Origin of the sequence: Brevibacterium renqingii (assembly GCF_017808105.1) — a bacterium.
Taxonomy (GTDB): domain Bacteria; phylum Actinomycetota; class Actinomycetes; order Actinomycetales; family Brevibacteriaceae; genus Brevibacterium; species Brevibacterium renqingii.
In genome coordinates, this window is record NZ_JADBHF010000010.1 from 88231 (window position 1) to 106474 (window position 18244).

Sequence of the window (18244 nt, forward strand, 5' to 3'; positions counted from 1 at the left end):
CTCGCTCCCGTCAGACGGCCGGATGGGTGCACTCCTCGCCCATGGTCGGTCACCTCGGGCGAGGGGCGGGGTCAGGGTTCAGGATGCGGACAGCCGGCGGCGCTCCCGGCCGATGGCTGTGTATTCCTCGACCGCGGCCTGCGGTCGGCCCCCGGTGACGAGGGCCTCGCCGACCAGCACGAGGTCGGCTCCGGCATCCGCGTACTTCGTGACCTCCGCCGCACCGGCGACGCCCGATTCGGCGACGAGGGTGCATCCCTGCGGGGCCAGATCGGCCAGCGGCGCGAATCGGTCGGTGTCGACGCTGAGGTCCTTGAGATTGCGCGTGTTGACTCCGATGAGTTCGGCGCCGAGGTCGGCGGCGATCTCCAGCTCTTCACGGCTGTGGGTCTCGACGAGCGCGGTCATGCCCAGTTCCTTCGCCAGAGCGTGGAACTCACCCAGCTGCACGGGATCGAGGGCGGCCACGATGAGCAGGACGATGTCGGCGCCGTGGGCACGAGCCTCATGGAACTGGTATTCGTCGACCATGAAGTCCTTGCGCAGGACCGGGACGTCGACGGCGGCCCGGACCGCATCGAAGTCGTCGAGGCTGCCGGAGAAGCGGCGGGACTCGGTGAGGACGCTGATGGCGTGAGCACCGCCGGCGGCGTAGAGGCCGGCCAGTGTGCCCGGATCGGGGATGTGGGCAAGGTCGCCGCGAGACGGCGACTTCCGTTTGACCTCGGCGATGACTCCGAAGTCGGCGTGGAGAGCGAAGGGGCGGACGGGTTCGGCCGCCTCGGCTCGGGCGATGATCTCCGGGAGCGGAAGGTCCCTCCGGCGTGCCTGCAGATCCTCACGCACGCCGGAGATGATCTCGGCCAGTACCGTCATTTGGTCTTCGGCTTGTTGCCCAGTCCGACTGCGCGCAGGATGAGGCCGACGACGACGCCGAGAGCGACGATGCCGATGGAGATGTAGGTGATCATCGCATTGTGGATCGTGAAGCCGACACAGCCGACGGAGACGCCGATGAGCATGATGATGACACCGGTCCACCCCGCCACCGAGTTGCCGTGGCCGGGATCGGCGATCGCTGCGTAGTCGATCGTGGATTTGTCGAGATCTGTGGCCCCGTTGCGGGCGAGGGACTGCGACATGGCGCTCCTTAGAGTGACAGGCGTGGCACGCGTGTGGAAACTTTCCTCCATTGTGTCACGCTTCGTGGGCTGACCGGACACCGACCCGGTCACAAGGTCATTTCGAATCCGGGTCGTCCGCATCGATGCCGGTCTCGGCGTCGTCCGCGTCGACGTGCGACTGTGCGCCGGACCCCGTCACATGGCCGGTCTCCGTCTCAGAGCCGGGACCGTCGGCGATCTCCTCGCCGCGGGAGAGCGCGTCCCAGGTCGCAGCCGAATCGAACTCTCCTTCGGCGGCTTCGGCGCTGCGAGCGTACCGGTTCGAGTTCGTCCACCCCGCCGAGGCGGTCGCGACCCAGACGATTCCGATGGTTCCGATGCCTGCGGCGACGGCCGCGATGATCGGCCAGGCGGTCGCTCCGGGGGCCGAGGCGGCGAAGAGCGCGGTGATGCCGTAGCCGACGGCTGCGATCCCCGCGAGTCCGAGCACGACGAAGCGTCCGGCCCGGCCGAGCATTGCGGCCAGCAGGCCGGTCACCGCGATGATGGCCACGCAGGCGGTGGCGACGGGAGAGGCCTGCGAGCTCGGGTCCTCGGCGACGGTGGCCACACCGCTGGGCCCGAGGGTGTCTCCCACGGCACCGGCCTGCCAGGACGAGATCGTCAGCGCCCACAGGCCGGCGGCGATGACGAGGACGATGAGGACTCCGCGTGACTTCGACATCTCAGATCACTCCTGACTTCCGTCCGTCGTGTGCCGGCCCTGCGCCGATGACTCCGCAGACAGGGTGTTCGCTGCGGCAGCGGCGCGCAGCACGGCGGCGGCCTTGTTCTCGGATTCCTGGTACTCGGTCTCCGGGACCGAATCGGCCACGATGCCTCCGCCGGCATACACGCTCATGGTGCCCCGGCGCAGCACGCCGGTGCGTATGGCGATGGCCAGGTCGAGGTCACCGGTGAAGGACATATAGCCGACGACTCCCCCGTAGATGCCCCGACCGATCGGTTCGAGTTCGTCGATGATCTGCAGGGCGCGTGGTTTGGGCGCACCGGACAGCGTTCCGGCGGGGAACGTCGCGCGCAGGACGTCGATGGCGGTGGTTCCCGGTTCGAGTTCGCCGCGGACGGTCGAGGTGATGTGCATGATGTGGCTGTAGCGGACGATGTCCATGAATTCGCTGACGTCGATGGTTCCGGCAGAGCACACCTTCGCGAGATCGTTGCGGGCCAGGTCGACGAGCATGAGGTGTTCGGCCCGCTCCTTCTCATCGGCCAGCAGCTCCCTGGCCAGGGTGTCATCGGCCTCCGGGGTCGCCCCGCGGGGACGAGAACCGGCGATCGGATGGGTCACGACGTCGCCGGAGCGGACGGTGACGAGGGCCTCGGGCGAGGAGCCGATGATGCTTGCCGGCTCTCCTGCGTCGTCATGGAGGTTGAGCAGATACATGAAAGGGCTCGGGTTCGAGTGCCGCAGCATCCGATAGACGCTCAGCGCGTCCGCCGCGCACGGGGTGTCGAAGCGCTGTCCGAGGACGACCTGGAAGATCTCCCCGTCGATGATCTCCTGCTTCGCCTGCCGGACGCCGTCGAGGTAGATCTGCGAGGGGGTCCGGGTGGCCACCTCGGGGTCGGTCCTCTGCACGCGCAGGATGTCGGACGGACTGGGCCGCCGGAGGCGTTCGAGCATGGCGGTGATGCGCTCGACTCCCGCGGCGTGGGCTTCGTCGATCCCGGTGTCGGCCCCGTTGACGTTGAATACGTTGGCCACGAGGGTGACCGTGCCCGAATAGTGGTCGTAGACGGCGATGTCGCCGGGGATCATCAGCTGCACGGTGGGCAGGTGGTGTTCATCGGGCAGGGGTGGGCCGAGGCGCTCGAAGCGGCGGATGATGTCCCAGCCGAAGTAGCCGACGAGGCTCGAGACCATCGGCGGCAGAACCGACTCGCCTGCGTCCACGGCGAGCAGGTCGAGTGCGGCGGTGATCGCGTCGAGGACGTCCCCGTCGGTGGGGATGCCCACGGGCGGGGTCCCCGACCACCGGAAGCCGTCCGCCGTCGAGACGAGGGTGGCCACGGGCGCCGAGCCGATGAAGGAGTACCGGGCCCAGGAGCCGGCGACGGCGGACTCGAAGAGGAAGCTGCCCGGACCGCCGTCGGTGAGTTTGCGGTAGAGGCTCAACGGGGTCTCGGAGTCGGCGAGGACCTGAGTGTGGACGGGCACGAGCCTGTGCTCGGCCCCGAGCGAGCGGAACTCCTCGAGGCTGGGACGGATCGGCAGGTCGCTCGGGTTCGCCGCTGAGTCAGTCGGCACTGATGGTCCTTCCGGTGAAGCAGGTCGGTGTGTTCGTGTGGCAGGCGGGACCGGTCTGGTCGACGAGGAGGAGCAGAGCATCAGCGTCGCAGTCGAGGCTGAGAGAGCGCACGTGCTGGACATGCCCCGAGGTCTCGCCCTTCACCCAGTATTCCCGTCGTGAGCGCGACCAATAGGTGGCGCGGCGGGTGTCCAGAGTGCGCTCCACGGCTTCGATGTCCATCCAGGCGAGCATCAGGACCTCGCGGCTCGTCGTCTCCTGGACGATGACCGGGACGAGCCCGTCGGAGTTCGGCCGGATGAGTTCGCGCCAGTTCTCCGGCGTCGCGTCGAGCGCGGTGTCCCCGCTCATCGGACCTCGACCCCCTCGGCTCGCAGCGCGGATTTGACCTCGGCGATGCTCAGCGTGCCGAAGTGGAAGACGCTGGCGGCCAGCAGAGCGTCGGCTCCGGCGGCCACGGCCGGTGCGAAGTGCTCGACTTTCCCGGCCCCACCCGAGGCGATGAGCGGCACGTCGACGGCCGCGCGGGCGGCGGAGATGAGTTCGAGGTCGAATCCCTCCCGGGTGCCGTCGGCGTCGATGGAGTTGAGCAGGATCTCTCCGACTCCCCGCTCGGCCGCCTCCCGGATCCACTCGATCGCGCAGCGGCCCGTGCCCTCGCGACCGCCGCGGGTGGTGACTTCGAAGCCGGAGGGCGTCGCCGTCGACTGCACCCGGCGGGCGTCGAGGGAGAGGACGAGGACCTGATTGCCGAAGTGCCGGGAGATCTCACTGATCAGCCCCGGATCGGCCACCGCCGAGGTGTTCACAGAGACCTTGTCGGCCCCGTCGCGCAGCAGCCGGTCGACATCGGCGAGGCTGCGCACGCCGCCGCCGACCGTCAGCGGAATGAAGACCTGTTCGGCGCAGGAGCGGACGACATCGTGGACGGTCTCGCGGTCCCCGCTGCTGGCGGTGACGTCGAGGAAGGTGAGTTCGTCGGCGCCGGACTCTCCGTACCGCTTCGCGAGTTCGACGGGGTCGCCGGCGTCCTTGAGGTCGGCGAACTTCACTCCCTTGACGACGCGTCCGCCGTCGACGTCGAGACAGGGGATGATTCTCACAGCTACCATGCAGTTCTCCTAGATGCCCAGGCCCCGGTAGCGATCCATTCGGCGGGCCAGTCGTCTGGCCGATGGTTCGCGCATGAGCGAGATGAGTTCGAATTCGAGTGTCGCTCCCACGCGGGCGACGAAGTCGAGAGGTTCGTCGCTGGCGTCGGGGTGTTCGGCGATGATCCGGTCGACGACTCCCGTGGCTTGGAGCATCGGGGCGTGCACCCCCTGGCTCTGGGCCATCTCCGGGGCCCTAGCGGTGGTGCGGTGGACGATCGCCGAGGCGCCCTCGGGCGGCAGCGGTGAGAGCCAGCCGTGTTCGGCGCTGAGCACGCGGTCGGTCGGGATGAGCGCCAGAGCCCCTCCGCCGGAGCCTTCGCCGAGGATGAGCGAGACGGACGGCGCGTCGAGGTTGGCCAGCTCGGCGAGGCTGCGGGCGATCTCTCCGGCGATCCCGCCCTCCTCCGCGGACTGGGACAGGGCCGCTCCGGGCGTGTCGATGACGGTGACGAGAGGCAGGTGCAGTTCGGCCGCCAGGCGCATGCCCCGGCGGGCCTCGCGCAGGGCCGCCGGGCCCAGTGGGGCACGGGAGTCCTGGCGGAACCGGTCCTGTCCGAGGACGATGCAGGGGGCGGAGCCGAATTTCGCCAGTGCCAGGAGCAGACCGGGGTCTTTCTCACCTTCGCCGGTGCCGTTGAGCGGCAGCACGGTGTTGGCCGCGGTGCGCAGCAGATCTCTGACCCCTGGACGTTCGGGGCGGCGCGAGCTCGTGATCGCCGCCCAGGCGTCGGAGGCCGGGTCGGTCTCGGCGGGAGCCGTGTCCGGGTCGGGAACGCGGCCGGGCACCTCTTTGGCTCCCATGAGCACGTCGAGGACGCGGGAGACGGTGGCCGTGATCCGTTCGGGGCCGATGACGGCGTCGATGATGCCGTTCTTGTGCAGGTTCTCCCCGGTCTGGACGTTGTCCGGGAACTTCTCCCCGTAGATGGCCTCGAAGACCCGGGGGCCGAGGAAGCCGATGAGCGAGCCGGGTTCGGCCACGGTCACGTGTCCCAGGGATCCCCAGGAGGCGAACACTCCCCCGGTGGTGGGATGCCGCAGGTAGACGAGGTAGGGCAGGCCGGCCCGGCGGTGGGCGACGACGGCATTCGTGATCTTCACCATCGACAGGAAGGCGATCGTGCCCTCCTGCATCCGCGTTCCCCCCGAGGCGGGCCCGGCCAGCAGCGGCAGCCCCTCGAGCGTCGCCCTTTCGATGGCGTCGACGAGGCGTTCGGCTGCGGCGACGCCGATCGAGCCGGCGAGGAACCGGAACTCGCCGACGACCACGGCTACGCGACGTCCGGAGATGGTTCCCTCACCGGTGATGATGGCCTCGTCGACCCCGGATTTCTCGGCTGCGGCGGCGAGCTCGGCTGCGTAGTCCTCGGAGACCCCGCCGGCCGGCTGGATGGGCGCGGTGTCCCAGGACCGGAAGGAGCCCTCGTCGAGGACGATGTCGACGAGTTCGTGTGCGTTCAGACGCGGCATGACGGCGCTCAGTTCCCGTCGGCCAGCCAGGCCACGATCGATTCGGCGTCCTCGTCGAGCAGCGGCGGGGCGTCATGGGCGGTGCGGGTGGTCTCGACCTCGCCGTCTCCGGAGGCGTCGAAGAAGCGCAGCGGCGGTCCGGGCAGGTCGATGTCGCCGAGCACCGGGTGGTCGACGGAGACCTTGAGTCCCTGGCTGAGCGCCTGCTCCCACTGGTAGACCTCGGGCAGGGTGCGCACCGTGCCCGACGGGATGCCTGCCTCGGTGAGTTTGGTCAGCAGCTCGGCGGAGTCGTAGGCCGAGAACCGGTCCTCGATGAGTTCGATGAGCGCCGGCCGGTTCGCCACGCGGGAGGCGTTGTCGGCCAGTCCCGCGGCGGCGGGATCGATATCGAAGGCGGCGCAGAACTTCTGCCACAGGTTCTCATTGCCCACGGAGATCTGCACGGCACCGTCGCGGCAGGCGAAGAGTCCGTAGGGCGACAGGGAGGGGTGGTGGTTGCCGCCGGGCTGCGGTTCCTGTCCGGCCACGGTCGCCCGTGTCCCCTGGAAGGCGTGCACGCCGACCATTCCGGCGATGAGAGAGGTGCGCACGACCTTTCCCCTGCCGGTGCGTTCGCGTTCGAGCAGGGCGGCGAGCACGCCGTACGAGCCGTAGATGCCGGCCAGGAGATCGGCGATCGGCACACCCACGCGCTGCATGTCATCGGGTCCCGAACCGGTCAGGGACATCAGCCCGGCCTCGCCCTGGGCGATCTGGTCGTAGCCGGCGCGAGAGGCCTCAGGGCCGTCGTGACCGAACCCGGTGATCGAGAGGATGACCAGACGAGGGTTGATCTCCATGCACCTGGCGGTGGAGAAGCCGAGCCGGTCGAGGACCCCGGAGCGGAAGTTCTCGACGAGCACATCGGCCCGTGCGATGAGCCCTGTCAGCGTGTCCTTGCCCGTCTCCGACTTGAGATCGAGGGCGATGGATTCCTTGTTGCGGTTGCAGGAGAAGAAGTACGTGGCCTGCGGGTCGTCCTCGGGTCCGACGAACGGAGGCCCCCAGGAACGCGAGTCATCGCCCCTGCCGGGGTTCTCGACCTTGATCACACGGGCACCGAGGTCGCCGAGCATCATCCCCGCGTGGGGACCGGCGAGTGCGCGGGAGAGATCGACGACGGTGTAGCCGGTCAGCGGTCCCGTGCCCGCCTCGTGAGTCTCGTTCGCCATTCCTAATCCTCCTTGAAGTGGGTGCGTCTGCTGATGAGCATACGCAATCGTGCGACGTCCGCATGGGCGCGGGGACCGTCGGCATGCTGGATGGCCATCACAGCACATGTGGTGCCGTCAGTGAGGTCGAGCAGCGGCCAGGGGTCGTCGCCCTCGGGTGAGAACGACACTCCGAGGATCTGCCCCCATTCGAAGCGCCGGGTGCGCACCATGTTCTTGACCACCAGGCCCGTCTCGGTCGGTCGGGCCTGGATGTCGGCGATACGCAGCAGGGCGGCTCCGAAGAGGATGCCCAGCAGGTTCATCCATACCATGTCCAGAACGGTCCATGGTTCCCAGTCCACGATGAGCAGAGCCACGGACAGGATCGCGAAGCCCAGGGTCACGGCGATGGCGCCGACGATGCCGATGATTCGCACCTGTCGGGGCCGGAAGATGCGCAGATCAGATTCGGCAGGCGCCAATGTTCGTCACCAGGATCGCTCGGGCACCGGCGCCGTAGAGCCGGTCCATCACGTTGTTGACCTCTTTCGCCTCGACCATCACGCGCACGGCGACCCATCCGGTCTCCTGCAGGGGCGAGACGGTCGGGGATTCCAGACCCGGGGTGAGCGCGATCGCCTCCGGCACGAGTCGCTGTTCGATGTTGTAGTCGACGAGCACGTACTGGCGGGCGACCATGACGGATTCGAGGCGGCGTTTGAGCACGCCGATGCGCTCTTCGGCTCCGGCGCGCTGGATCAGCACGCCCTCGGATTCGAGCAGCGGCTCGCCGAAGGTCTCCAGCCCCGCGGCTCGCAGGGTCGACCCGGTCTCGACGACGTCGGCGATGGCCTCGGCGACGCCGAGCTGGATCGAGACCTCGATGGCGCCGTCGAGCTGCACGGTGGTCGCGTCGATGCCGCGGGCGTCGAGGTCGGCGGCGACGAGGTTCGGGAAGCTCGTCGCGATGCGGGCTCCGGCGAGCTCCTCCGGCGAGGTGAAGGATCCGGCGGTGCCGGCGTAGAAGAAGCGGGAGGCGCCGAATCCGAGTCCGAGCACCTCCTGCGCTTCGGCCTGCGACTCGAGCAGCAGGTCACGCCCGGTGATCCCGGCATCGAGGATGCCCGAACCGACGTAGATGGCGATGTCGCGGGGGCGCAGGTAGAAGAACTCGACCCCGTTCACCTCGTCCTGATGGACGAGCGTCTTGGCTCCGCGTCGAGTGGAGTATCCGGCTTCGCCGAGCATCTCGGAGGCGGCTTCGGACAGTGCGCCCTTGTTGGGCACGGCTACACGCAGCATGAGGTCCCTTGTGAGTTCGATGGCATCGGGTCGGTGGGATTCGTGAGGGTCTCAGAGGTGGGTGTTGACCTCGTCGAGGGTCACTCCCTTGGCGATCATCATCACCTGCACGTGGTAGAGCAGCTGCGAGATCTCCTCGGCGAGCTCCTCCTTGGTTTCGTATTCGGCGGCCATCCACACCTCGGCGGCCTCTTCGACGACCTTCTTGCCGATCGCATGGACTCCGGCGTCGAGTTCGGCCACGGTCTTCGAACCGTCCGGCCGATCGTGGGATTTCTGCAGGAGTTCGGCGTAGAGAGAGTCAAAGGTCTTCACCCGACCAGCCTAATGCATCGTCTCCGGACGAAGCACCACGGGTCTCATGTTCCGAGCGGGTCCGGCCCGTGGGGCTCAGTCATCCGGGTCGCGACCGACATCGGTGGCCGAGCGGTGCGGTGCCGAGATCGTCTGCTTCGAGCGCTTCGACCAGTCGATGAGCCCGAGGACGACCATGACGAGGAAGATGAGGTAGACGGCTCCGGAGAAGACCAGCCCGCCGGCCACGGCCAGCGGGATGCCGACGAGGTCGACGGCCAGCCAGACGAACCAGAATTCGACGATGGCACGCCCCTGGGCGTACATGGCCACGACCGATCCGATGAAGATATAGGCGTCCGGGTACGGGTTCCACGACCAGCCGCCGAGGGCGAGGACCCAGCCGAAGGCCGCGGTCCCGATGAGCAGGGCCGCCAGCAGCAGACCGCGTTCCTTCCAGCTCGCCCACCGGACGATGACCTCGCCGGAGACCTCCTTCGACTTCTTCCACTGGGACCAGCCCCAGACGGCGGCGACGATGATGACGACCTGCCGCGAGGCGTTGCCGCCGAGGCCGGCTGAGACGCTCGCGGAGAACAGGAGGATCGAGCCGAGGATCTGCACCGGCCAGGACAGGATGCTGCGTCGCAGAGCGAGGACGACCGTGGCCAGGGCGCAGATATTGCCGAACAGGTCGGAATAGGGCACAAGTCGACCCAGCAGCTCGAATGCCGGGGTGTTCAACCAGTCGAACAGTTCCATCGGTGGCTCTCTTCGGACGGTGGGTCGGTCGTGCCGGCCCGGATCGGTCAGTGGGTGTGGGCAGCGGCCAGGGAACGCAGCTCGCTGATCGCCGCAGCGGCGTCAGCGGCGCCGTAGACGGCAGAGCCGGCGACGAGCACGTCGGCACCGGCGTCGACGACCCGGTCGATCGTCGCCGCCGAGACTCCCCCGTCGACCTGCAGGCGGATCTCGAGACCGGTCGCGGAGATCGCTTCGCGGGTGCGGCGGATCTTCGGCAGACACACGTCGAGGAACTTCTGTCCGCCGAATCCGGGTTCGACGGTCATGATGAGGATCTGGTCGAACTCGTCGAGGAGGTCGACGAAGGGCTCGATGGGGGTGGCGGGTTTGAGCGCGAGACTGGCCTTCGCGCCGAGTCGGCGGAGTTCGCGGGCCAAGCGCACCGGTGCTGCTGCCGCCTCGGCGTGGAAGGTCACCGAGGCGCAGCCGATCTCCGCATACACCGGGGCGTGGCGGTCGGCGTCGGCGATCATCAGGTGCGCGTCGAGCGGGATCGGCGAGATCGCTTGGATCCTCTCGACCACGGGCGGGCCGAAGGTGAGGTTGGGGACGAAGTGATTGTCCATCACGTCGATATGCGCCATATCGGCGGTGTCGATCTTCGCGAGTTCGCCCCGCAGATCGGAGAAGTCCGAGGACAGGATGCTCGGGTTGATGTCGATGGCCATGTCTCATTCCGCCTTTCGCAGGAGTGTCAGGAACATTCCGTCACTGTTGTGCAGGTGGGGCCACAGCTGAGCGCAGCGTCCTTCGCCTCGTGAGACCGAGGCGAAGTCGTCGGCGGCGGCACCGGTGATCGCCGCGAGTACGGACGGAGCGTCGAGGACCTCGACGTCCTCGTGCCCGTTCTGTGCGCGGGTCCGCAGCACTTCGTCGACGATGAGCACGGTTTCGGCGTAGTGCGGCGAGCAGGTCGAATAGGCGACCACTCCCCCGGGGGCGCAGGCGTCGAGGGCGGCGCCGAGGAGTTCGCGCTGCAGTCCGGTCAGTGCGGTGATGTCTTCCGGCTGTCTGCGGTAGCGGGCTTCGGGACGCCGACGCAGGGCTCCGAGCCCGGAGCAGGGCACGTCGACGAGGACCCTGACGTAGGGCCCGCTCGCTTCGCGTCCGTCCCGGACCTCTGCGGTGACATTGTGCAGAGCCTGGGTCGAGTCGCGGACGAGCTCGACCCGGTGCTCGCTCGAGTCGAAGGCGGCCACGGCCTCTCCCCGCTGGGCAGCTGCGGCGCCGAGCACAGCGGCCTTGCCGCCGGGCCCGGCACACAGATCGGCCCACGTGCCGGCGGGGGCGTCGACCTCGGCCAGGGCGAGTGCGACGAGCGCCGATCCCTCATCCTGGACGCGGGCGCGACCGTCGGCGACAGCTCGGACCTCGCGCGGCACCGCCGTGTCCAGGGTCGCTCCGATCGGCGACAGCGGGGTCGCCTCTCCGGGCAGTTCGGAACGGTCGAGCAGGCCGGGCAGGGCGCTGACGCCGACCTTCGCGGGCGCGTTGTCGGCCGCCAGCAGCGCCTCGAGCTCCCCGGCATCGCGTTCGTGGCCCTTGAGCGCTTGGGTCAGGGCCCGCACGATCCATTCCGGATGGGAGTGTTCGATGGCCAAGCGCGTCGTCTCCGAGGTCCCCGCGGTGACTCGCTCGAGCCATTCCCGGCTGTCGGCCTCGGAGATGCGACGGAGCACCGCATTGACGAAGCCGGCGGTCTTCGCAGCATTCCGTTTGACCACGGCGACGGTTTCGGACAGGGCGGCGTGGTCGGGCACGCGCATGGCCAGCAGCTGGTGGGCGCCGAGGCGCATCGCCGCCAGGGGCTCTGCGTCGATCGCGTCGATCCGGCGGCGAGCTGCTGATTCGATGACGGCGTCGTAGAACTTCTGTCGGCGCAGGGCCCCGTAGGTCAGTTCGGTGGCGAATGCGGCGTCCTGAGCGTTCATGCGGGTGCGGGTGAGCTTCGCCGGCAGCAGCAGGTTCGCATAGGAGTCCTTCGTCGCCACATCGAGGAGGACCTCCCAGGCGATGCGCCGGGGCAGGTTCACACCCGCACCTGAGCGAGGAGACGCGCCGCCTCCGCTGCGTCGCGGTCCCGCCGCGCCCCGACGGCGCTGCCCGCGACGTCGCTCTGATTCGGCCATTGCTCTCATGCTCCCTGGTCGGTGTGGTGGTCGAAGCGGATGTCGCCGTGACCGTGGAGGAAGTCAGCGGCCGCCATCCGCGGTTTGCCGAAGGGCTGGATCTCGGCGATATGGACCCAGCCGTCTCCGCAGCGCAGTACGGGAGCACCGTTCCAGCTCGTCAGCGTTCCGGCTTCGGCGCTCGCAGTCACCTCCGGTGCCCGGCTGAGGCCGAAGAGCTTCGTCCGCTTCCCGTCGAGTTCGACCCAGGGGCCGGGACTGGGGCTGGTGCCGCGGGCCCGGTCGATCACGCGACCGACAGGGGCTGTGAGATCGAGTCGGGCGTCGGCGGCGGTGATCTTCTCCGCATGGGAGGACGGTCCGGTCTGCGGGGTCTCGTGGGCGGTGCCCGCGGCGAGGTCGTCGAAGGCGGCCACGAGTTCGTGAGCTCCGCGTCGTGCGTAGTCCTCCAAGGCGGAGCTGACGTCGAGGTGGCCGAGGTCGAGTTCGCGCCGACGCAGCACGGGGCCGGTGTCCATGCCCGTATCGATTCTGAAGACACTCACTCCGCTGCGGTCGAGGCCGTCGATGAGGGCCCGCTGCACGGGTGCCGCGCCTCTGTAGGCGGGAAGCAGGGAGAAGTGGAGGTTGAACCAGCCGAGCCGGGCGGTGGCCAGTGCGGCGGGCCCGGCGATGGCGCCGTAGGCCACGACGGCGACGGCGTCGACCTGCAGCTCCCGCAGCCTGGCGATGACCTCTCCGCGCAGCCGATCGGCCTCGATCACGTCGAGGCCGAGTTCGAGGGCGCGGGTCTTGACCGGCGAGGGGGTGAGGACGCGCCTGCGCCCGACGGGGGCGTCGGGGCGGGTGAGGACCGCACGGATGCGGTGCTCGGATTCGGCGAGGGCCTCGAGGGCGGGCACTGCGACATCCGGGGTTCCGGCGAAGACGATATCCACGTCATGGATTCTACTGGTTCTCCGGCCGGTCACAGCGAGCGGGGATCGTCGATGCGCACCCGGACCTGCGGCTGCTTCTTCGCCGAGCGGGAGGCGGTCATCTCGGCCACTCGGGTCCCGACCCGGTCTCCGGCGGAGATCGGGTAGGCCGAGACACTCCGCTGACCGTCCTCGGCCTCGTCACGCAGCAGCTCGTCGACCTCCCCGAGCTCGCTGAGCACGGCGTCGATGTCGGAGCCGGCGCCGGTGAGCTCGAGGATCCGCCGGTAGGGAGGAAACCCGAGCGCCTTCCGGTCGGCCAGCTGCCGGGACATGAACGTGATGGGGTCGAACCCGGTCAGCGTCTTCCTGATCAGTTCGTCCTCGTCGCCGAGGTAGACGACTCCGCCCTGGTCGCGTGAGCGCACGAGCGCGGCCGCGCGGAGGCGGCGGGACACGGCCTCGTCGATCGAACGCATCCACGGCCCCGGCCACAGGGAGTCGAGCAGGATCGCCGCGGAGTAGCCGCCGAGCACATAGGGTTCGGCTCCGGTGGTGGCCACGATCAGCCGCGGCGCTTCGTCGAGGACGGTCACGATGTGCTCGCCGCCGGATTCGATGATCTCGACGTCCGGCATCGCCCGGCGCAGCTCCTCGACTGTCCGCGCTCGCCCCCGCACGACGGCGCGCACCTGATGCGAGCGGCAGCGGGAACAGGTGAATTCCTCGGAGTGATACCCGCAGGCGCGGCAGGCGAAGGGGCCCACCTCGGACTGAGTGGTCAGCGTGGCTTCGCAGCGGGGACAGCGAGCGACCTCCTGGCACCGGGCGCAGGCGAAGACCGGGTAGTACCCGGAGCGGGGCACCTGGACGAGGACGGGACCGGGGACGCCTCCGTCACGGGGCCGCGGCCGCAGAGCGGTGCGCATGATCTGCCAGGCGCGACTGGGGATCCGCTGCCAGGCGAAGGGGTCCCGGTCTTCGTCGGGGACGTGGGCGACGGGCGCCGCGTTCCGGCGTGCGGGCCCCGTGGGAGTGATGTCGGCGAGCCAGCCGATCTCGGCGAGCCGCTGCACCTCGGCGCTGCGTTCGGTGGAGACGAAGAGGAGCTCGGTGTCCTCGATCGTCGATCGCAGGAGGCTGACCTCCCGGGCATGGGGATAGGGAGCGTGCTGGTCGAGGTAGTTGCGGTTCGCGTCATCGGTGCAGATGATGAGGCCGAGTTCGGTCATCGGAGCGAAGGCCGCGGCCCGAGTGCCGATCGTCACCCGCGTGTGTCCGAGCAGTCCGCGCAGCCATGACTGCCAGCGCTGTTCGGGCGGCTGGTCGGCGCTGAGCACGGAGACGTCCTCGATGCCTGCGGCGACGAGGCTGGTATGCAGGACTGTGAGCTCACGATGGTCGGGGACGAGCCACAGCACTGATCGGCCGGCCGCCAGTGTCCGCCGTGCCGCGGCGAGTCCGGCTCGGATCCAGCTCAGTCCGGGCGTGGGACCTGGGGTGCAGGCCAGCGTCCGTCGCCGAGGCACGGGACCGTCGTCAGGGGCCGTCGTCTCGGGCACCGCCTCGAGGAGCCATCCGGCGAGGCGACGAAGCAGCTGTGCTTCGGGCTCCCCGATCCCCGCGGCCGCCTGCGCCGCTTGCGTCCCGGTGTCGTCGGTCGCCGTTCCCTGCTGGGCAGGGGTGCCGCGGTCGGCGTCTTCGGTGCGCGCCTTCTCGGCTCTGAGCACGGCCTTCTCGCCGCGGGCATGGCGGGGTGGGATGGCCAGTCGGAGCACATCGGCGAGGGTGCCGCCGTACCGTCTCGCGGTGGCCTCACACAGAGCCAGGAGCTCCGGGCCGAGCACCTGCACGGGCCCGCTCAGGCGCTGGAGCGTCGCCAGCGGGCCGAGGTGCTCCGAGGAGCTCACGCGCTCCAGCAGATATCCGTCACGGAGCTTCCCGGCGAACTTCACGCGCACCCGCACCCCGGGCAGGGCCGCCTCGGCGAGCTTGGCGGGCACGGCGTAGTCGAAGACTCGCGCGAGATGGGGTACCGGGTGGTCGATGAGCACTCTGGCGACCGGATCGTCAGAGGCCACCGGCACCTGGCCTTCGGCCGAGGTGCCGGTGTCGATCGGGAGGGGTTCGTCCACGCCGCGAAGCAGGCTCAGTGGGTGGACACGGCGCGCAGCAGGTCCTCGGCGCGGTCCGTGACCTCCCAGGTGAAATCGGGCAGCTCACGACCGAAGTGACCGTAGGTCGAGGTCTGTGAGTAGATGGGGCGCAGCAGGTCGAGTTCGGCGATGATCATCGCCGGGCGGAGATCGAAGACCTCCCGGATGGCTGCCGAGATCGCGTTCGGGTCGACCTTCTCGGTGCCGAACGTCTCGACGTAGAGGCCCATCGGATCCACGCGCCCGATCGCGTAGGACACCTGGACCTCGGCGCGATCGGCCAGCCCGGCGGCGACGACGTTCTTCGCCACCCAGCGCATGGCGTAGGCCGCGGAGCGATCGACCTTCGAGGGATCCTTGCCGGAGAACGCCCCGCCGCCGTGGCGGGAGAAGCCGCCGTAGGTGTCGACGATGATCTTGCGTCCGGTCAGTCCGGCGTCTCCCATGGGACCGCCGGTGACGAACGGCCCGGCGGGGTTGATGTGGATGTTCGCTCCGGAGGTGTCGAGACCGGAGTCGGCGATCACCGGTTCGATGACCTCTTCCTGGATCTCCGCGTGCAGCTGGTACTGGCTGACATCGGCGGAGTGCTGGGTGGAGACGACGATGTTCTCGATGGACACGGCTTCGTCGCCGTCGTAGCCGAGCGTCAGCTGGGTCTTCCCATCAGGGCGCAGATAGTCGAGCCGACCGGTCTTGCGGACTTCGGACAGCCTCTCGGCCATCCGGGAGGCCAGATGGATCGGCAGCGGCATGAGCACATCGGTCGAATTGTCGGCATAGCCGAACATTAGTCCCTGGTCACCGGCACCGAGGCTGGTGCCGTGGTCGTCGGAGGCGACGGCCTCACGGAAGTCCAGGGGATTCGTCACTCCGGAGTGGATGTCCGTGGACTGGCTGCCGATCGAGACGGAGACTCCGCAGGAATGCCCGTCGAATCCGGTGTCCGAGGAGTCGTAGCCGATGCCGGTGATGAGGCTGCGGACGATGCCGGCGACATCGGCATAGGCCGCGGTATTGACCTCACCGGCCACGTGCACGAGCCCGGTGGTGACCATGGTCTCGACAGCGACCTTCGCGTTGGGGTCCTGTCGCAGCAGATCGTCGAGCACGGCATCACTGATCTGGTCGCAGATCTTGTCGGGGTGTCCCTCGGTGACGGACTCGGATGAGAAGAAACGGAGATTTGAATGAGTCACGTTGTCGATTCTACGTGGGTGAGCTGGTCGATCACTGCCTCGATGACCTTTTGCGAAACATCGTCCTTGGTGCCGTGGAATTCCTCACCGACGAAGGTCTCTCCGGCTCTGGAGCCGATGATCTGCACCGCCGTGTGATCATGACCGAATGCGCGGTCGGAGGAGACGTCGTTGAACACGAGCAGATCCACGCCCTTGCGCAGGAACTTCGCCCGCGCGTAGTCGACGGCGGCAGTGTCCGGGTCACCGGTCTCGGCGGCGAAGCCGACGATGATCTGGCTCTCGGGTCGATCGTCGACGAGCCCGCGCAGGATGTCCGGGTTCTGCACCAGACGCAGCGTCAGCCCGTCGTCGCCGGATTTCTTCATCTTCGACTCGGCGGTCGCGGCGGGTCGGTAGTCGGCGACGGCGGCCGCCATGATGAGGGCATCGGCGTCCGACTGGGCCGCGCGCATCGCCGCCTGCAGCTCGAGGGTGGATTCGACGTGCTGCACGTCGATGTCGGCAGGCAGGGTCCTGAGCAGGCCCGAATCGATATTGGCTGCAACGAGTTCGACCTGCGAGCCGGCGGCCCGGGCGGCTCTGGCCAGGGCGATGCCCTGTTTGCCCGAGGACCGGTTGCCGAGGAAGCGCACCGGGTCCAGTGCCTCCCGGGTCCCACCGGCGCTGATGACGATGCGCCGGCCGGCCAGTCCCCCGGCTGTCGGCGGCGGTTCCTCGCCTCCGGCGGCAACGGCTCCGCGTGCGCCTTCCTTCGCGGACAGGGCGAAGGCGACGATGTCCTCGGGTTCGGGCAGTCTGCCCGGTCCCGAATCAGGTCCGGTGAGTCGTCCGACGGCCGGTTCGAGCACGTGGACGCCGCGGGAGCGCAGGGTCGCGATATTGGCCACGGTCGCCGGGTTGTGCCACATCTCCGTGTGCATAGCCGGCGCCACGACCACCTCTGCCGTGGTGGTCAGCACGGTGGCTGTGAGCAGGTCGTCGGCGATTCCGGCGGCGATCTTCGCGATGAGGTTCGCCGTCGCCGGGGCGATGATGACGAGTTCGGCTTCCTGTCCGATGCGGACATGGTTGACGTCTTCGACCTCGGCGAAGACGTCGGTCGTCACGGACTGTCCGGAGAGTGCCTCGAACGTGGGGGCACCGATGAAATTCAGCGCATTGGCCGTCGGGACGACCTTGACGCTGTGCTCGAGTTCCCGGAGTCGCCGGACGATGTGCGCGGCCTTGTAGGCGGCGATCCCACCGGCGACGCCGAGTACGGTCCTCACTGGTCGCTGAAGTCGATCGCGCCGTCGTTGCTCACGGGAGCGGGCTGCTGCGGCTCGGCAGCGGTCTGGAGGAAGTCGGCCTCGGAGACCTCACGGGCGACGATCTTCGACTCGTTGACTTCGCGCAGAGCGATCGACAGCGGCTTCTCGTTCGTGCCGGGGGTGACGAGCGGACCGACGTTCTCGAGGAGTCCCTCCTGCAGCTGGGCGTAGTAGGAGTTGATCTGACGGGCGCGCTTGGCCGCGATGGAGACCAGTTCGTACTTCGAACCGGTGACGCTCAGCAGATCGTCGATCGGAGGATTGGTGATGCCTTCGGGCTGTGCGGGCAAGGGGGTTCCCATCTAATCGGAGGTGGATATACCCATCAATGATAGGAGTTCTTCGGCCGCAGTGCGAACGTGGTCGTTGACGATGGTCACGTCGAACTCGGCTTCGGCGGCCATTTCGCGCTTCGCAGTGGCCAGACGCCGCTGCTGCTCCTCGGCCGATTCGGTTCCCCGGCCGGTCAGCCGGGAGACGAGCTCGTCCCAGCTGGGCGGGGCGAGGAAGACGAATCGGGCGTCGGGCATCTTCTCCTTGACCTGGCGGGCGCCCTGCAGATCGATCTCGAGCAGGGCCGGGACGCCCTGCTCGAGTCTCTCGCGCACCGGCGCCGCCGGAGTGCCGTAGCGGTGACGTCCATGGACCACGGCGTATTCGAGCAGCTGTCCGTCGGCGATGAGCGCGTCGAAGTCGTCATCGGACAGGAAGTGATAATGGACACCATCGACCTCGCCCGGTCGCCTCGGCCGCGTGGTGGCGGAAACGGAGAACCAGACCTCGGGATGATTCTGCCGGATGTAGGTGCTGACGGTGCCTTTTCCGACGGCAGTCGGACCCGCGAGGACGGTGAGTCGAGTGTTCACAGATCCGA

Annotated in this window: 20 protein-coding genes; all 20 read right to left on the reverse strand. The window is 68.6% G+C overall.

Going from position 1 to position 18244, the window contains the following annotated elements; genetic code table 11:
• Positions 1 to 78 precede the first annotated feature (78 nt).
• The 20 genes from trpC to gmk all read right to left on the reverse strand — a co-directional run bounded on the left by trpC (position 79) and on the right by gmk (position 18236).
• Positions 79 to 876, reverse strand: a complete 798-nt coding sequence (trpC, locus tag IHE57_RS11650; protein WP_209373155.1) for an indole-3-glycerol phosphate synthase TrpC — start codon at positions 874 to 876, stop codon at positions 79 to 81.
• Positions 873 to 1142, reverse strand: coding sequence for an HGxxPAAW family protein (locus IHE57_RS11655; RefSeq protein WP_209324830.1), 270 nt, complete (start codon positions 1140 to 1142; stop codon positions 873 to 875). Before IHE57_RS11655 ends, trpC begins: the two co-directional genes overlap by 4 nt.
• A gap of 97 nt (positions 1143 to 1239) precedes the next feature.
• The gene (locus IHE57_RS11660; RefSeq protein ID WP_209373157.1) at positions 1240 to 1848 is read right to left on the reverse strand and encodes a Trp biosynthesis-associated membrane protein; all 609 of its coding nucleotides are present in this window, start codon (positions 1846 to 1848) and stop codon (positions 1240 to 1242) included.
• Positions 1849 to 1854: 6 nt separating this feature from the next.
• Entirely contained in the window at positions 1855 to 3516 is a 1662-nt protein-coding gene (gene trpE, locus IHE57_RS11665) for an anthranilate synthase component I (protein ID WP_209324828.1), read from the reverse strand.
• A complete protein-coding gene (hisI, locus tag IHE57_RS11670) occupies positions 3425 to 3787 on the reverse strand; it encodes a phosphoribosyl-AMP cyclohydrolase (protein ID WP_209324827.1) in 363 nt (120 codons plus the stop codon). Before hisI ends, trpE begins: the two co-directional genes overlap by 92 nt.
• On the reverse strand, positions 3784 to 4548 hold the full coding sequence (gene hisF / locus IHE57_RS11675; protein ID WP_209373159.1) for an imidazole glycerol phosphate synthase subunit HisF: 765 nt from the start codon (positions 4546 to 4548) through the stop codon (positions 3784 to 3786). Before hisF ends, hisI begins: the two co-directional genes overlap by 4 nt.
• 9 nt (positions 4549 to 4557) lie before the next feature.
• Entirely contained in the window at positions 4558 to 6060 is a 1503-nt protein-coding gene (locus IHE57_RS11680) for a carboxyl transferase domain-containing protein (protein ID WP_209324825.1), read from the reverse strand.
• 8 nt (positions 6061 to 6068) lie between these two features.
• A complete protein-coding gene (locus IHE57_RS11685) occupies positions 6069 to 7274 on the reverse strand; it encodes a CaiB/BaiF CoA transferase family protein (protein WP_209324824.1) in 1206 nt (401 codons plus the stop codon).
• A 2-nt stretch (positions 7275 to 7276) separates the two neighbouring features.
• Positions 7277 to 7738 carry a PH domain-containing protein gene (locus tag IHE57_RS11690; protein WP_209324823.1) on the reverse strand — a complete coding sequence of 154 codons (462 nt, stop codon included), beginning with the start codon at positions 7736 to 7738 and terminating at the stop codon, positions 7277 to 7279.
• A complete protein-coding gene (gene hisG / locus IHE57_RS11695; protein WP_209324822.1) occupies positions 7719 to 8558 on the reverse strand; it encodes an ATP phosphoribosyltransferase in 840 nt (279 codons plus the stop codon). Before hisG ends, IHE57_RS11690 begins: the two co-directional genes overlap by 20 nt.
• 51 nt (positions 8559 to 8609) lie before the next feature.
• Positions 8610 to 8873, reverse strand: coding sequence for a phosphoribosyl-ATP diphosphatase (locus IHE57_RS11700; RefSeq protein ID WP_209324821.1), 264 nt, complete (start codon positions 8871 to 8873; stop codon positions 8610 to 8612).
• Between the two features lie 75 nt (positions 8874 to 8948).
• A complete protein-coding gene (locus IHE57_RS11705; protein WP_209373161.1) occupies positions 8949 to 9614 on the reverse strand; it encodes a nicotinamide mononucleotide transporter family protein in 666 nt (221 codons plus the stop codon).
• Positions 9615 to 9661: 47 nt separating this feature from the next.
• Complete coding sequence (gene rpe, locus IHE57_RS11710; RefSeq protein WP_209373163.1) at positions 9662 to 10324, reverse strand: ribulose-phosphate 3-epimerase; 663 nt, start codon at positions 10322 to 10324, stop codon at positions 9662 to 9664.
• Between the two features lie 3 nt (positions 10325 to 10327).
• Positions 10328 to 11785 carry an RsmB/NOP family class I SAM-dependent RNA methyltransferase gene (locus IHE57_RS11715; protein ID WP_209373165.1) on the reverse strand — a complete coding sequence of 486 codons (1458 nt, stop codon included), beginning with the start codon at positions 11783 to 11785 and terminating at the stop codon, positions 10328 to 10330.
• A gap of 5 nt (positions 11786 to 11790) precedes the next feature.
• Entirely contained in the window at positions 11791 to 12723 is a 933-nt protein-coding gene (locus tag IHE57_RS16735) for a methionyl-tRNA formyltransferase (protein ID WP_209373167.1), read from the reverse strand.
• A 29-nt stretch (positions 12724 to 12752) separates the two neighbouring features.
• Positions 12753 to 14837, reverse strand: coding sequence for a primosomal protein N' family DNA-binding protein (locus tag IHE57_RS11725; RefSeq protein WP_209373169.1), 2085 nt, complete (start codon positions 14835 to 14837; stop codon positions 12753 to 12755).
• Between the two features lie 14 nt (positions 14838 to 14851).
• Positions 14852 to 16057 (reverse strand): methionine adenosyltransferase, encoded by a 1206-nt coding sequence (gene metK, locus IHE57_RS11730; protein ID WP_209373171.1) that lies wholly within the window; start codon positions 16055 to 16057, stop codon positions 14852 to 14854.
• Positions 16054 to 17328 carry a bifunctional phosphopantothenoylcysteine decarboxylase/phosphopantothenate--cysteine ligase CoaBC gene (gene coaBC, locus IHE57_RS11735; RefSeq protein WP_209373173.1) on the reverse strand — a complete coding sequence of 425 codons (1275 nt, stop codon included), beginning with the start codon at positions 17326 to 17328 and terminating at the stop codon, positions 16054 to 16056. Before coaBC ends, metK begins: the two co-directional genes overlap by 4 nt.
• Positions 17325 to 17660, reverse strand: coding sequence for a DNA-directed RNA polymerase subunit omega (rpoZ, locus tag IHE57_RS11740; RefSeq protein WP_436627488.1), 336 nt, complete (start codon positions 17658 to 17660; stop codon positions 17325 to 17327). The genes coaBC and rpoZ overlap by 4 nt, the downstream gene beginning before the upstream one ends.
• A gap of 12 nt (positions 17661 to 17672) precedes the next feature.
• Positions 17673 to 18236 carry a guanylate kinase gene (gmk, locus tag IHE57_RS11745; RefSeq protein WP_209324812.1) on the reverse strand — a complete coding sequence of 188 codons (564 nt, stop codon included), beginning with the start codon at positions 18234 to 18236 and terminating at the stop codon, positions 17673 to 17675.
• Between the last annotated feature and the right edge of the window lie 8 nt (positions 18237 to 18244).